Raw genomic sequence first — 15,324 nt, 5'->3', positions numbered from 1 at the left:
GCGGGGGCTAGGCACTGTCCCGCGCGCCGCTCGCGCGCATGCTGCGCGTACCCGCTTCGCCGCCGCGGCCGCTGCCGAGCAGCCCGGCAAGACGGCCGCCGAACATACCGCGCCGCGCGGCCGACAGCGCGATCACCGCGAGCGTCAACAGGATCAGCGCACCGACCAGCCAGCCGAGCGGCGAGCGCAGGCGCACGATGTCGTTCACGGCGCTGCTAATGCCGTTGACGGGCGGGGCCTGTTCCGCTGCGGGCTGCAAAAACAGCGATACGTTGTCGTACTGCAATCCTTCGATGCTGTGCGCGACGAGGTCCTTCACCATCGGCGCCATCGCGCGCAGATCGACACCCGGTTTGTAGCGGATATACACCGCGGCCGAAGACGGTTTGATCTTGTCGGCGAGCGGATCGTTTTCCGGAATCACCACCTGCACGCGGGCGATGACGACACCCTGGATGTCCTGCAGCGTGCGTGACAGATCCTGCGACACGCCGTACAGATAGCGCATGCGCTCTTCGGCGGGCGTGGAGACCAGCCCCTGCTTCTGGAACAGTTCACCGATGCTCGCGAAATGCGGCTTCGGCAGGCCGTTGGTGCGCAGCACGGACAAGGCGGCATGGAGGTCGTTCTCGGACACTTCGACCTGCCACGACTGCTGGTCGGATCCATCGCGCGCGTCGTTGTCTTTCGACGCCGAAATGCCGGCGTCGCCCAGGACGTCGATCATCTGGTTGGCTTCGGCTTCGGACAGACTCGAGTACAACTCCTTCTGGCAGCCCGCCAGCAGCACGAGCGCGCCGGCGAGCACCACGCGCGCCACGCAACGACGGAATGGCGCGCGCGAAGTGTGCTCACGCGCGCAATGTGCGAGCCGTCCGAAACCCTGAGTGAAACGGTGCGCCATCATTCCTGGTTCTTCAGAATCGAGTGGGTCAAGCCGTTGGTTGCCTGGGCGACCGCGAGGCTCAACTGATATTCGGAGATCGTGGTCGTCGCGCTCCACTGGAAGTCCATCGCCTGGGCCATCGCCATCATCGGATCGTTGGCGTTCTGCGTCATCGACGTGAGCATCTGAACCTGATGGTTTTGCAGCTTCGAATAGCGCGTGTCGAGATCGGTTGTGAAATCGCGCAAACGCTCGACGAGCGACGAGGGCGCCGTCTGCGGCGTCATCTGTACTGCCGTGGTGGGCGACTGGAGGGCCACGGTCTGCGCCGTTTGAGTGGCGGCGGGCTGGCCGGCTGCCGCCGACGCATTGGCTGCATGCGTATCGGACGGCTGCATCAGGCCGTCGAACTGGCGGATCTGCGCCCCGTCCTGGGCCTTGTTCTGCGCGCCAGTCTGAGCCGTCTGCGCAGCGCTTGCGAGCGCTGCTGTGGCGGGCGGTGCGACACCTGAAACATTCATGATCTGCTCTCCTTATGGATAGCATGGGACAGCGCGGGCAACCGGCCGCTCTGCACGTGCGCAACCCCGCCGCCGATGACTATCACCGGCGGGTGCGGTCCCGCGACGCACGGGCGGCCAGCGCCCGGGCTCAGGAGCGGCCTGCCGAACCGATATGCTCCGCTGCCTGCGACGCGGCCGTCCCGGCTGCCGACGTCACCGCGCCGGTGGTCTGGAAGGTGCTCGTCGAGCTTTGTACCTGGAACTGGATTTCGGTCAGCTTCGTCTGTGCCTCGATCAACTGGTTGGCCTGGTCCTGCACGGCGCCGGTATCGGTGACGGGGCCGCTGGGTTGAGTTGTGCTCATGTGTAGCTCCTTGGTGCGTGAACAACGACTTCGGCAGCACGGCCTTATGCCGTACGCCGCTTTCGCCTGCCGCCGCGCTGCGGGTGAACGCGCCGGCCTGCGTCGGGTGGCGTGAGGCGCCGCTCGTGGCGCGCCGCACGCGAATAGTTGATACCTGTGTTGCTGCTCCTACGGCGCTTTAGCCGCACGCGTCGGTGCGGCTAAAGCGGGTGTGCCCGAGGCATTCGGCGTCAGCGAGGCGGGTGCCGCCGCCGCACTGGCTTGAAGCGCGCCCGAACCGGCCGCCGGCAACGCCACGCCTGCCGCCGCGCCACCCGTCACGAGCGCGGTCGAGGCGCCGTCCGGTGTCGCGGTTGGCGTGCCGGCGCGGCTGCCGCCGAGCGGCATCGTGATCCGGCGGCCTTCGCTGTCGAACACCACTTCGTCCGGCCCGATCGATACGACGGTCGGCCCCTGTTTCATCTTCGCGCCCTCGAAATAGCGGCTGCCGTCGGCGGTCTCGATGTAGCGCTGGTCGCCGTCTCCCGCGAACACGGTGACGATCTCGGGGATGCCGCCGGCGCCGCCCAGCATGCCGGTGTGCGTCGGCGCCGCCGGGTCGTCGTAATGCACGTGATCGACGACTTCGAGCGCGGGGCGCGCGTCCTTCATGTAGTTCTGGATGCGCTGTGCGATCTGCGTGCGCGGCGCGTCGCCGCTGAGTTCGATCTTGCCGCGGCCGAGATACGACACCGTCAGCGGCGTATCGCTGAAGTAGGTTTGCGCGGTCGCGAGCAGGTCGCTCACCACATACAGATTGCCGAGCGCCGCGTTATCGACACCGGCGACGATCTGCGCGACCTTGTCGCGCTCGGCGCCGTCTTTCACGTAGCCGGTGACGAGCGCGCCGTCGTCACGCGGCGCCACGCTCAGTTCCGGATAGACACGCAGCGCCTGCTGCAGCCGGTGCACGCGCGCGAGCGCCGATTCCTGCTGCCACGGCAGACTGCCCGACCACGCGACCAGGCCGTAGCCGAGCGCGCCCAGCGCCACGCCGAGCCACAGTGCGGCTAGCACCAGCACGAAGCGGCGGCTGCCGACGCGGCGCATCGCGCCGGCCAGCCAGCCGGGCCACACCGTGTCGTGTTCAGCAGACGGCTTCTCGCTTTCGGCGGGCAGCGCGGCGGCAGCCTGCGCATTGCGGGCAATGCCGAGTCGAATCGAGCCGACTGTCACGACGTCGCCGGGCGTCAGCGAACGGCGGCCCGCGGCGAGCGCTTCGTCGTTGAAGAGCACCGGCGCGCTACTTTCCGTGCCGACGTTTTGCACGGTCACGGCTAGCGCACCGACCTGCAGGCACACCTGCTTCGCGCCGATCTCGCGATCGGGCAGGATGACTTCGCAGTCGGCCGAGGTGCCGATCCAGTTCGCGCCGCGCGCGAGCGACATCGTGCGGCCGTACATCGGTCCGCTCAGAAAGCACAGGTTCCACGGCGACGCCGCGGCATCCTGCGCAGGCGCGGGTGGCGCGTTCAACGCGGTGCGGTGCGGATCAAGGGTGGTTGAAGACATGATCCTGCGATCCTGTTGGCGGGCTGGTCGGCGCACCGGCTTGCGATCCTGACTGGGCGCTGCTTTGCGTCGCTGCCGGCTGCGACGCCGGGTCTTTCGGCGGCGGGGGCAGGGGCGGGCCGAAACGCGAGCCGGGCAGCGGCTTGGGCGTGAGCGGCACGGCGATATCGTTGTCGGGCGGCCGGTACATCGACATACCGTTCGCATCCGGCGTGCTGCCCGCGCCGGGGTTGATGGGCGCGCCGTCCGGCGCATACATCGACGCGTTGCTGACCACGCGCGGCGTGAGCAGATAGAAACGCTCCATGTGGTCGCCGGTCCTGTCGGTGTACTTGAACAGGTTGCCGATCCACGGAATGTTCGACAGCCACGGCACGCCGCTCTTGTTGATCTGGACCTGGTCGTTGTTGAAGCCGGCGATCAGGAGACTCTTGCCTTCATCGATCATCGTCTTGGTGACGATGTTGCGTTGCTGGATGACCGGGATGTTCGATACCGACTGGCCGGGTACGACATTGCCGTCCTGGATGTCGATCGACATCATCACGCTTTCCGGGTTTGCGCCCGGCGTTGCGCTCACGTTCGCGGGCTGCGCCGCGTTGTCGTCGACGATCATCGGCGTCACCTTGATGCTCGTGCCGGTCGTCACGCTGTATAGCGACGAATCCTGGTAGCCCTGCACCTGCACGTAGAACTGCGTGAGGTTTTCGAGGATGGCCTCGGTGTTGTCGAGTGCGAGCACCTTCGGTTTCGAATGCAGCTCCGCATTGCCGTTCTGCGCGAGTGCGTTGACGCGGGTCAGCAGATAGTCGCGCAACGAGCCGCCGATCGAAGCGGTGAGCGCGATACCGGTTGGCAGGAAAGTGCCCGTCTGGCCCTGTTCGCTCGTGCCGACGCCGAACGTGAGCGGCGGGTTGCCGCTGCCGTTGTATTGCGTGTTGCCGTTCAGCGGGCTTGAGCCGTTACCGATCTGCACGTCGCCATGCGACGTATGCAGGCGCCAGTCGATGCCCAGGCTGTCGAGCGAGTTCTCGTCGATATCGATGATCGTCACATTGATCTCGACGATCCGCGGCCGCACGTCGAGGTCGTTGATGAGCGACTGGTAGCGGTACATGTTCTCCGGCAGATCGCGCACGAGCACCGCGTTGATCGCCGGATCGGCTTCGATCTGCGGCAGCGTGTCGCCGCCGCCCGCGTTGTTCGCGAACGGACTCACGCCATCCGTCGACAGACCCGAGGCGCCGTAGCCGCTGTTGGCGGACGGTCCGCCCGCGATATCGGGAAACTCGATACGCGGCACCGCGATCGTCACGCCGGAGCCGAGTTTCATTTGCCGTGCGGCCGCGCCGAGCGTCGCATTCACCGGCATGGTGTTGCTGTGATTGCCGCCTTTGCCGTACAGGCGCTTTAACATCGTCGCGACGCCGGGGATCACCACTTCCTTGCCCGAGCGGTTCACGGTGAAGTCGGAGGCCCAGCCGTAGTGCAGCCGGAATGCGCGCACGTCCGCAAGCTGGCCGTTCGACGACGGATTGCCGACCGAGCCGACCGCCTGCCGCACCAGTTCGATATAGCGGCGCGGACCGGACACATAGATGCTGTTCGCGCGGTCGTTGATGACAAGCGCGAAGCGCTTGTCGGTGATCTGCATCGTCTCGAGCGCGCGGCCGATTTCGCCGGCCGAATTCGGCGGGATCGGCATCACCTGGCTTTGCGACTGATCCGCCGGATCGATGTACAGGAACGAGCCGTCGTAGTACCACGTGAGGCCGTAGGTCGAGCAGATCGTGTCGAGCGTTTGCTGCGGCGTGCCGGAAAAGCGGCCGCTGATGACGCCGTCCACCTTCGGATCGACGACCGCCGTCACGCCTTGCGACGACGCGAGCTCGCGGATGAAGTCGGCGATCTTGCGGCCATTCGCGACGATGGTAAAGGGCCGGTTGCGCCAGCGCAGTTCGGCCGCGCGCGCGGGCTGCGACAGCGCCGCGAACAGCGACATGGAGAGGAGGGCCGTAGCGAACAGCAGCGTCGCGGCGGCTTGCGCACGCCGCCTGTCGAAGGAGAACGGAACTGCACGTCGGCGCATCAGAAAACACCTGTTGTGGAAACAAATAATCGCGTCAGCGCTTGCTGCGCAAAGCGCAGCACCTCGCCCCCCAGCCATCCCGACAACACCACCAGCGCAACCATCACGGCGACCAGCCTGACGGCGATGCCGAGGTTTGCGTCCTGCACCTGCGTGACGGCTTGCAGCACCGCAACCGCGAGACCCGTAACGGTGGCGACCAGCACGATAGGCAGCGACAGCAGCAGCACCAGCATCAGCGCCTGCTGCGTCAAGTCGAGAATCGTGGAGCTCGTCATGGCGTGGCCCCCGTTGCCGTCCGCACGTCGGCGCCAGCGCCTGGCGTGCCGTCGTCGGCGGGATTTTTCACCCAGCCCACCGTATGCAACTGCACGTCCTCTTCGATCTCCTGATACGACAGCACCGGCAGATCGGGCAGTACGGGCTGCAGAATCGACTTCGCGTAGCGGCGCGCGCCGAGCGCGATCATCACCGCGAGCCGTGCATTGCCGTGCGCGCCCGGCGCCGCGCTCGACGCATTGACGATCGCGCGGACCTGCTCGCAGATGTCCTGCTTGACGCCGCTCGGCAGCGCCAGAAAATTGCCCTGCCGGGTACGCATCACCGCTTTCTCGATGCGTTCCTGCAGGTTCTGTTCGAACAGCACGACGCGCAGTTGGCGCGCCGCGCCCGCGTGCCGGTCGGTGATCATCCGGCGTAGGTCGATGCGCACCAGTTCGACTAGCGCGATCACGTCGTCGGGCTCATTGGGCGCCCACGTGATCAGGCTTTCGAAGATCACACGCAGATTGCGGATCGGTACCTGTTCGGCGAGCAGGCGGCGCAGCACTTCGGTGACGCGCTGCAGCGGCACGAGCCGGGTCAGTTCGCCGACCAGTTCCGGATGGTCGCGCCGCGCCAGATGCACGAGCGCCTGGGTTTCCTGGATGCCGAGCAATTCGTCGGCATGCTGCCGCACGATCTGTTCGACATGCGCGCCGAGCGCCGCTTCGCTCGAGAGCGGTTTGCCTTCGGCTTGCGCCGTGTCGCCCTTGATCCACAACGCCGTTGTAAACGGGCCGAATGCTTCGGCGGGCTGCCGCTCGGCCTGTTCCGGCAGCGGCGACACGCCGTCCCACAGGAACCAGCCGGGTTTGAGCGCACCGTGCGCGGCGAGCACGTCTTGCAGATAGATCCGGTAGGTGCCGTCCGGCGCCGTTTCGTCGTCGGCGAGCGAGATGCGCGGAAACACCGTGCCGATGTCCGCGTCGACCCGAGCTTTCGCGCTCGACAGCGAAGCCTGCAAGTGCGCCAGGTTCAGCGCGCCGCGCAGGTCCGCCGCGAGCGTCACGGCGATCAGCGAGGTGACGCCGGCCGAATGAGTCACACGCGCGGATTGCCCTTCGCCTTGTGCATCGCCGACGCGTCCTGTGATGCTGATCAGGTTGAAGGTCGGCGCCGTGGTGCGCCGTTTCATCTGAACGACTGCAAAGGTGCCGAGCGCCGCCGAGATCAGCGCGAACGACCACTTCGGAAAGCCCGGCACGATCAGGAAACCGGCGAGTACGAGCGCGGCGATCAGCAGCGCACGCGGGTGCGCGCCGAGTTGTTCGCCAAGCTGCTCGCCCAACTGACGCTGACGGGCGTCGCGCGTCGCGACGCGGGTCGTCACGATGCCGGCGGCGATCGATACCAGCAACGAGGGAATCTGCGACGCCATGCCGTCGCCCACCGTCAGGATCGCGTAACGCTGCAGCGCCTCGCCGATGCTCATGTCGTGCATCAGCGTGCCGACCGCGATACCCGCGACGATATTGATGAACGCGATCACGAGCCCGGCGATTGCGTCACCCTTGACGAACTTCATCGCCCCGTCCATCGCGCCGTGCAATTGCGATTCCTGCTCGAGCTTTTCGCGCCGCTCGCGCGCCTCTTCGGCACTGATGATGCCGGCGCGCAGATCGGCGTCGATGCTCATCTGCTTGCCTGGCATCGCATCGAGCGAAAAACGCGCGCCGACTTCCGCGACGCGCTCCGAACCTTTCGCGATGACGATGAACTGCACGACCGCGATCACCAGAAAGACCACGCCACCCACGACGACGTTGTTGCCGACGACGAGCCGGCCGAACGCATCGATCACATGCCCCGCGTTCGCGTGCAGCAGGATGAGCTTGCACGACGCGATGTTCAGCGCGAGGCGAAACAGCGTCGTGAACAGAAGCAGTGCCGGGAACGACGAAAAGCTCACCGCCGAAGGCACATAGGTCGACACTGTCAGCAACACGACGCTGATCGCGAGGTTCAGCGAAATCATTCCGTCGAGCGCGGCTTGCGGCAGCGGCAGGATGAAGAGCGCGATTACGGCGACAATGAACGCCGCGAGGAACAGATCGGCGCGTGGCGACGCGGCGCGGCGCATGCCGGACGCATTTGCGCCAGCCGGAAATAGCCGCAGCCAGTCGCGCGGAAGCGCCTTCAGATCTGCCATCGTCGAGTATCGACTCCCTGGTTTATAGCCCGGCCGTGTATCCGGTTCGGGACCACGCAACGCATTGCGTCGGCGTTGCGTGGATGCGAGTGCATCGCTCGGCACACCGCAGGACGGCTTGCGTGGAGCACGCGCAAGCCGACGCCCTCAGGTATCCGGTTGCGATCGAGTTTAGCGGGGACAGTCAGGAGAGAATCGGGGGCGCCTCGTAGCGTTCGGGACACTTTGGCGGCTCGTGGCGAGCCCGACTACGAAACGCCCAAACGGCGCAGCAGCGCCGTCGCAAAGAGGCCTACACCACGACGCGCCGCGCGGCCAGATAGGCGAGTTGCGCGCGGTTCTGCACGTTGAAGATGCGTTCGAGCATCTGGATGTGATAACTGACCTTGTGCAGCGAGGTCCGCAGTGCGTCGGCGATCTCCTGATCGGACAAGCCTTGCACGAGCCGCCGGAGGACCGCTTCCTGTTCGGGTTCTAGCGCGATGACGCGCGTGGCACGTACACGGTCCTCGAGAAACGGCTGCGCGAAGCGATGCACGGCGAGGCTGACAGCGAGCGCCGTGCCGATCACGCGATCGTTGATCCAGTCGGAGTCGTGCAGTTCGGAGGTGAGCCCGACACCGACGCTCAGACCGAGTTGCGGGGCCGACAGGCTGAAGATCACGCCGCTATTCATTGCATGCGCGCGCAGTGCCGCGACGAGTGCGAGCTTGCGCCGGTCGCCGCTGCGTTGCGCGTCTTCGTCGATGCGGGCGAGCCGCCACGCCACGGGGAAACCGCTTTGCTGCACTTCGGCGAAGCGTGGATCGACCTCATACCACATGCCCTCGAAGTACGGCTGCGCGAACGAGACCGGCGCGAGGTCGCGCAGCAGATGCGCGTGTAGCACCCGGCGGCCGATCATTTCGAAGGCGCCGTAGCTCAAGGTGCTGAAGCCTGCGTCTCGCAACTGCGTGCGATATTCGCTGAAGTCGATCAGGGATGGGTCGAATTTTCCGGCTGAGGTAATGAGGTCGGTAAAAACGAAATGATCAGGCGTGCGATTTTTCGTAGTGTCCTGGGCGACACCTGCATTGTGATGCGGCTGCAGGTAGGCAAGCACATCGGCTTGCGAGAACCATTCGACCACGGGAGAGCCGTCTGACGGTGTCATTGGGGTGGGATTCCTCTTTTTCTAGTGGACTACGAATCAAACCCCGGCACATCCCTGGTCTTTTTTTATTGCTTCTTCCACACGCGCTTTGCTTGCGCTATCGTTCGGCATTGATATTACGATATGTTTCACGAACGATCAGCGGCAATTTAAAAACCCTGCGCGCCGCAACGTTTTTCTTCCATTCATCTCGTCGCTATTTTTCGCGCCGTAGTTCGTACCGAGCGAAATCTGCGTCGCTGCGCCGCCGTGGTGAGGAACCGATGTCCGACATTGCGCTAAGCGAAGATCACCCTGTTGACATCCTGCCGGCGGCGAGCGCTGCGGGCGCCGGGAGCGTTGCGCGCGACGCGATGCAGCGCGCGAATTCGATTCCGGTGGTCTGGTACAACGACTCGAAACCGGCGGCAGTCGAACAGAAAGATGCGCCGCGTCTCGGCGTGGCCGACATGCTGGCCAGTGCGCAGAGCGAGGCGGAGCGCACGCGCATCGTCGCGAGCCTGCTACATCTGACGGGCTTCTCGACGTTTGCTTATTTCGCGCTCGAATATTCCCGTGAAGGCGTGCAGCGGCTCTTTTTGCACGAGGCGTTCACGCCCTCGGCTTATCGCGGCGAGTATGTGGATCGCCATCACGTGGATGTCGATCCGCGCACCTTCGGCGCACGCCGCTGCAATATGGCGATCGTGTGGGATCTGCGCAACTTGCGCGGGCATAGCGGTCAAGATGTGCCGGCTCCACCCGAGGCACTCGACGACTTTCTGCACACCATGCGCGACGACGGCATGTGCAGCGGGATCATGTATTCGATGGCGATGCCGGGCACGCGGCTGCACGCCTTCATGAGCTTTACAGCGCCGCGCCGCAGTCGCGAATGGATCACACGGGCCACCGTGGAGCAGGCGTTGTCGATCGGTTTGTCGGTGCATAAGTTCGGCTCGCCGAAGTTGATCTCAGCAGCGCGCGAACACGCAGCGCACGGGCTCACCGTATTCGAGCAGAAACTGCTGACCGGAATCGCCGAAGGCGCATCCGATAAGGAAATCGGCAGAAGACTCGACACGAGCGCGCATAACGTCGATTACCACCTGCGCAAACTTCGCAAGCGCTTTGGCGTGGCGAACCGGATCGAGCTGACTTACCTGACCTCGAAGATGGAGTTGATTTGAGGGTTTGCCGGGGCGGGGTGTTGCGTGGGCACTTATGCTTGTGAGAGCGCGGGCGCGTTGCTAACGTCGATTCCATTCCTGGTTGAGCCCGCGGTCGAAATCGCACGGTGATGCGGGATAGGAGCGACCCGCGACGCCTATCACTGTCCTGCCCAGTTGCCTCAGCGCGAACGACGGATGACAAGTCGCGATCGCGCAACCGCCTTCCACTTCGAACGGCGCGTCCAAATCGTCCCCAGACGGACTTTCTCACTCAGTAGCGCCGCGTTGAGTGGCCGTGGTGCCGCGCGTTACGACCGTCGCGACTGTACCGTCTGCAAATTCCACGTTGCCGACACTACTGTATGAATGTACAGTGGTGGGCATGTGCGTATGCGTGCGCCCAGTGAGTGCAACGGTTTTGGGCGTGAACCGACGTGGTGAGCTTCGCGCCATCGAGCTGTGAAAATTTTCAGATGCGCGGGCAAGCCCGCATCGATGAGAGGAGATTCTTCTAAATGTTTGCGTCACCGATTCAGGCGCGCCATGCCTGAGCAACTCTGGCTGCCCGGACTCGAGGCGCCACCTGTGCCGACAGACGGCCTGTTCTTCGCCGTCTTTCCCGATACGCATACGGCGGCGAGCATCTCGAAGCTGGCGCAACAGCTCTGCGGGGAGACGCGCTCGAAGAGCAAGCCTCTCGCGGCCAACCGTTTGCACGCCACGTTGCTGCACCTCGGGAATTTCGCGGGCGGTTTGCCGCCGGCGCGGGTGGATGCGGCCGTGAGCGCGGCTGCGTCGGTCAGGATGGCGCCTTTTAGCGTCGAGTTCGACAATGCCCTCAGTTTTGCGCTGAAGCCGCGGCCGGGGCCGCTGGTGTTGAGTGGAGGCGAGGGTGTCGTTGGGCTCCACACGCTTCACGAGGCACTTGCAGTGGCATTGCAAGACGCTGGATTTGGGGATCGCGCGGTCTCGTCAAATACCTCATACACCCCGCACGTGACCCTCGCTTATGGCATGCCCTGGTTCGTGAAGCGTCCTGTCGAGGCCGTCAGTTGGAATGTGCGCGAGTTTGCGCTGGTCCACAGCCTGCTCGGGCGGACCCGGCATGTCGTTCTGGCGCGCTGGCGGTTGGCGGCCGGATGACCGTGGTACTGGCTTCGCGGCGGTTGTCGTGAAGCCCATGCGTTGAGGCGCGCCGGACTAGAACCGCACGCCGGTCGCGCAACCGCCGGCGAATGCGCCGCCGCTCCCGCCTGCACCGCCGCAGAACACGCCGCAGCCTGATAACGCGGCCGACATCGCAAACGCCGCCAATGCCATGCGTAGATATCGCTTGAAAGCGGGATTTTGAGGTCGTGCAGCCGATACGATGGGGCACGGATCGAAGCGTCTGGCGTGAGCGGAAACGGCAATGTTGAAGCGGTGGTCGGTGGTTCCGGATTGCATAGCGTAAGAGGAATTCAATGAGTAGGGCAGCTATGGGCGGCCGTTTTGCGCCGCATGGTGAAAGATGGTTGTAAGTTTTTTGCGGGCACGAAGCGTGGCGCCGGCAACCCTCCACCCTAATCCACGCCAGGTGTCCCTCAAATACGCAAAATCTGAAAACCAGGGGGATTCGTCGGTCAGACAGCCAGAACCGGCGCGCGCTCCCTGATAGAATGCTTGGGCCGCAACGTAGTGGACTGCAGATGAAATTGCTTGATGCGTTAGTCGAACAGCGTATTGCCGCCGCAGCCGCGCGCGGTGAGTTCGATGATTTGCCGGGCGCGGGTGCGCCGCTGCCTCTGGAGGACGATGCACTTGTCCCTGAGGAAGTGCGCGTTGCCAACCGGATTCTGAAGAATGCGGGCTTCGTGCCGCCGGCTGTCGAGCAGCTGCGCGCCTTGCGCGACCTGCAAGCGGATCTGAATGCCGTGAGCGATCAGGCCACCCGCTGCCGTCTTCAGGCGCGCATGCTGGCGCTCTATATGGCGCTTGAATCGCTGCGCGGCGGCCCACTGGTCCTGCCGCGCGAATACTGCCGCCGCATTGCCGAGCGGCTGTCGGAACGTGCCGGCAACCTCAATATGGCCGATGCGGGTTCGCAGTGAGCGAGCCGCTTGCCCGTCCCGCCGCGCCGGGTCCGGAGCCGGGCGACTCTGGTGAATTGACCGAGGCGGTCACGCTTTCGGCTGCTCAGGCCGGAACCGTTGGTCCCGATACTCCAGCACCCGTGGTGAGTGATCTGACTCCCACGGCTGCCGCCGCTACGCTGATCGACACACCCACACCAGACGAATCGCCCGTACCGCCGCCTGTCTCGGAGCGCGATCGTCGCTTCATGGCGCTCGCCCAGGCTGCCGCAGAAGAAGCCCGCGCCGCAGGCGAAGTGCCGGTTGGCGCGGTTCTCGTGCGGGGCGACGAAGTCATCGCTAAAGGGTTCAACCATCCGATCGGTGCGCACGACCCGTCGGCGCATGCGGAAATGATCGCATTGCGCGCGGCCGCGCAAGCCGTCGAAAACTACCGTCTGCCGGGCTGCGAGCTTTACGTGACGCTGGAACCTTGCCTGATGTGCGCCGGTGCGATCATGCACGCACGCGTCGCTCGCGTCGTGTTCGGGGCGCGCGATCCGAAAACCGGCGCGTGCGGCAGTGTCGTCGACGCATTCGCGAATCCACAGTTGAATCACCACACCACGGTGACTGGCGGTGTGCTCGAAACAGAATGCGGCGACGCCCTCAAATCGTTCTTCGCCGAGCGGCGGCGCGCAAGCCGAGAGGCACGCGCGGCGGCACGGAGCGAAGCGCACGTCGTAGCAAGCAGCGAAGCACACCCTGAAGTGCATGTCGAAGTGCGTGGTGAGGCACGCACCGGCGACGCCGACGCACACAGCGAACCGGGATCGGTTGAGCCGCTCTAAAACAACAACGTCCAACAGGTCTTGCCAATGACCGTCCATCGCACCATTGAATTGATCGCACCGTCCGGATATCCGCATGATGCCGAGGTGCTGCATCGCGCATTGCATCGCTTGCATGCGCAGGGGCATCGCGTTGAGGGTGTGGAGGCGACAAGGCGCCGCTACCAGCGCTTCGCCGGCACGGACGGCGAGCGTGCCGCCGATCTGAACCGGCTGGCCGACCCCTCGCGTGAGTTGCCCGACATCGTGCTAGCCGTGCGTGGTGGCTATGGCGCGGCGCGTATCCTGCACGGACTCGACTACGAAGGGCTGCAACGGCGGCTGGCCGATCAGCCGGTTGCGCTGGTGGGCCATAGCGATTTCACCGCGATACAGCTTGCTTTGCTGGCGCGCGCCGGTGTGAAAACTTTCGGCGGCCCGATGTTGATGAGCGATTTTGGCGCGGAAGATCTGAGCGAATTCACCATGCAGCACTTCTGGTCCGCGCTGACCAGGCCGACCATGACGGTGACGAGCAATGCGCCGCAAGCGCAAACTGCCGACGTCAAGGGCATGTTGTGGGGCGGCAATCTGGCGGTGCTGACTTCGCTGATCGGCACACCATACATGCCGCCAGTGCAGGGCGGCATTCTGTTCCTCGAAGATGTCAACGAGCAGCCGTTCCGGCTTGAGCGGATGCTTTATCAGTTGCACCTGTCGGGCATTCTCGCGCAGCAGCAGGCGCTTGTGCTGGGCGATTTCTCCGGCGGTAAATCGTACGAGTACGACAACGGCTACGACCTGCACACGATGATCGAGCAGGTGAGGTCGGTGATTGGAATTCCGGTCATCACCGGTCTGCAATTCGGCCACATTCCCAACATGCTGACGCTGCCGGTTGGCGCGGACGCGCACCTCGTCGCCAATGCGCATGGGTTCAAACTGACGTTATCGGGCTATCCGACCCTCGCCTGAAAGCGCGCGGGGCTATGAAGCGGGCTTTGTCCGCTTTCTTTTCAGGTTTTCAACGCAACTAACGGTCAATTTATTGGGGCGACTCCTAGCAGATCGGTTCCATGAAGGTCTCTCATTTTGTTGACAAAAATCGTCTCCAATAGACGACCATCCTATAGATTAATTAAACTGGTAGTGAAGCTGAACAAGGCCTGTACGGCGTATCCGCGGACCCGTAACTCAGGCCAACTACGTGGATTGTCGAAATTCTAGGCAAAAATTGTTGACAATCTTTATGTCCATCCTATGATGACCAACATACCGAGACGAACATCATGTCCGACACCGACTCCGCAACCTCGAATAGTTCGAAACCCGAAGCGATCGCCGAGCGCATCCGCGCAGCAATCCTCGAGCATCGGCTAGCGCCTGGAGCGAAACTGACAGAAGCACAGTTGTGCGAAGTATTCGGTGTGAAGCGTGGCCCGATCCGGCAGGCGCTCGCGCAACTGGCGACCGATCATCTCGTCGATCTCGAGCCGAATCGTGGAGCGTTCGTCGCTAGTCCGTCGCTGCAGGAAGTGCATGAAGTGTTCGAAATGCGTCGGATTATCGAACTGGCTGTGGTTGAAAAGATTTGCGGCGGTCATGGCATGCGCCGCTTGAAGAGCATCGGCAGCATGATCGGCCGCGAACGCAAAGCGTTCGAAACACGTGATTTTCCGGCGTGGATTCGCCTGTCGGGTGAGTTCCATACCGAGTTGGCCGGGCTCACCGGCAACACGGTGCTGTGCGATTGCCTGAACGGACTGGTGGCGCGCTCCACGCTGATTTCGGCCCTGTACGAGTCGCTCGGACGCAGCCCTTGCTCGTTCGAAGACCACGAAGCGATTCTCGCCGCGCTCGACGCCGGCGATGCAAAAGAGGCGGCGGCACTCATGTCGCGCCATTTGCAAAGCGTCGAGTTGAAGATGCTGGACCGCCCCGCACGTGGCGCGGCCGATCTGCATGAAGTGTTCGGTGCACTCAACGGCGCACCGAAGGAAGCATCTGGAACCAAGTCCGCGCCAGGCTGAGGCACGCGGCCGGTGCGTGTCCGTTGACGGTGCGCGCCGCACTGAATTGAACTGAACTGAATCAGGCGTTGCAAGGCGGCTCGACGTGAGCGCTGCCGGCTTGCGCACGCGTGGCCGTCATGGGATGACAGCCTTGGAGTAGTAACGCATCGCCGGGAATCCGCGGCTACAGGCGGTGCGATAACCACAAGTACATCAAGTACAGAGACATCCGCGGCACGGTCAATTGGTCGGTTCGAACCTCCT

At 64.1% G+C, this 15,324-nt stretch carries 14 protein-coding genes; 6 read left to right on the top strand and 8 right to left on the bottom strand.

Annotation, left to right across the window (positions count from 1 at the left end):
* Window positions 1-7 precede the first annotated feature (7 nt).
* From sctJ to ACUN0E_RS32265, 8 genes are all read right to left on the bottom strand, one after another.
* On the bottom strand, window positions 8-904 hold the full coding sequence (gene sctJ / locus ACUN0E_RS32300) for a type III secretion system inner membrane ring lipoprotein SctJ (protein WP_445570560.1): 897 nt from the start codon (window positions 902-904) through the stop codon (window positions 8-10).
* A complete protein-coding gene (locus tag ACUN0E_RS32295; protein WP_445569121.1) occupies window positions 904-1,407 on the bottom strand; it encodes a hypothetical protein in 504 nt (167 codons plus the stop codon). Before ACUN0E_RS32295 ends, sctJ begins: the two co-directional genes overlap by 1 nt.
* Window positions 1,408-1,537: 130 nt before the next feature.
* The gene (locus tag ACUN0E_RS32290) at window positions 1,538-1,753 is read right to left on the bottom strand and encodes a hypothetical protein (RefSeq protein ID WP_408223457.1); all 216 of its coding nucleotides are present in this window, start codon (window positions 1,751-1,753) and stop codon (window positions 1,538-1,540) included.
* Between the two features lie 168 nt (window positions 1,754-1,921).
* Window positions 1,922-3,304, bottom strand: coding sequence for a type III secretion system inner membrane ring subunit SctD (gene sctD, locus ACUN0E_RS32285; protein ID WP_445569120.1), 1,383 nt, complete (start codon window positions 3,302-3,304; stop codon window positions 1,922-1,924).
* A complete protein-coding gene (sctC, locus tag ACUN0E_RS32280) occupies window positions 3,285-5,393 on the bottom strand; it encodes a type III secretion system outer membrane ring subunit SctC (RefSeq protein ID WP_445569119.1) in 2,109 nt (702 codons plus the stop codon). The genes sctD and sctC overlap by 20 nt, the downstream gene beginning before the upstream one ends.
* Window positions 5,393-5,671, bottom strand: a complete 279-nt coding sequence (gene sctS, locus ACUN0E_RS32275) for a type III secretion system export apparatus subunit SctS (RefSeq protein ID WP_325043860.1) — start codon at window positions 5,669-5,671, stop codon at window positions 5,393-5,395. Before sctS ends, sctC begins: the two co-directional genes overlap by 1 nt.
* Window positions 5,668-7,863, bottom strand: a complete 2,196-nt coding sequence (sctV, locus tag ACUN0E_RS32270; protein WP_445569118.1) for a type III secretion system export apparatus subunit SctV — start codon at window positions 7,861-7,863, stop codon at window positions 5,668-5,670. Before sctV ends, sctS begins: the two co-directional genes overlap by 4 nt.
* A 292-nt stretch (window positions 7,864-8,155) precedes the next feature.
* A complete protein-coding gene (locus tag ACUN0E_RS32265; RefSeq protein WP_408389080.1) occupies window positions 8,156-9,016 on the bottom strand; it encodes a helix-turn-helix transcriptional regulator in 861 nt (286 codons plus the stop codon).
* Between the two features lie 263 nt (window positions 9,017-9,279).
* Between ACUN0E_RS32265 and ACUN0E_RS32260 the strand changes: the two genes are divergently transcribed.
* From ACUN0E_RS32260 to ACUN0E_RS32235, 6 genes are all read left to right on the top strand, one after another.
* Window positions 9,280-10,185: a helix-turn-helix transcriptional regulator gene (locus ACUN0E_RS32260; protein WP_445569117.1), complete on the top strand. Its 906-nt coding sequence runs from the start codon at window positions 9,280-9,282 to the stop codon at window positions 10,183-10,185.
* Window positions 10,186-10,710: 525 nt separating this feature from the next.
* Window positions 10,711-11,310, top strand: coding sequence for a 2'-5' RNA ligase family protein (locus ACUN0E_RS32255; protein WP_445569116.1), 600 nt, complete (start codon window positions 10,711-10,713; stop codon window positions 11,308-11,310).
* Between the two features lie 545 nt (window positions 11,311-11,855).
* A complete protein-coding gene (locus ACUN0E_RS32250) occupies window positions 11,856-12,257 on the top strand; it encodes a DnaJ family domain-containing protein (RefSeq protein ID WP_408335855.1) in 402 nt (133 codons plus the stop codon).
* Between the two features lie 161 nt (window positions 12,258-12,418).
* The gene (tadA, locus tag ACUN0E_RS32245; protein WP_445570559.1) at window positions 12,419-13,069 is read left to right on the top strand and encodes a tRNA adenosine(34) deaminase TadA; all 651 of its coding nucleotides are present in this window, start codon (window positions 12,419-12,421) and stop codon (window positions 13,067-13,069) included.
* Between the two features lie 27 nt (window positions 13,070-13,096).
* Window positions 13,097-14,023, top strand: coding sequence for a muramoyltetrapeptide carboxypeptidase (ldcA, locus tag ACUN0E_RS32240; protein WP_445569115.1), 927 nt, complete (start codon window positions 13,097-13,099; stop codon window positions 14,021-14,023).
* 314 nt (window positions 14,024-14,337) lie between these two features.
* The gene (locus tag ACUN0E_RS32235) at window positions 14,338-15,078 is read left to right on the top strand and encodes a GntR family transcriptional regulator (RefSeq protein WP_445569114.1); all 741 of its coding nucleotides are present in this window, start codon (window positions 14,338-14,340) and stop codon (window positions 15,076-15,078) included.
* Window positions 15,079-15,324: the final 246 nt, after the last annotated feature.

Source organism: Paraburkholderia sp. D1E, from assembly GCF_052682275.1.
The sequence above is the reverse complement of the archived record's forward strand: the minus strand, read 5'-3'. Positions and strand labels throughout refer to the sequence as shown.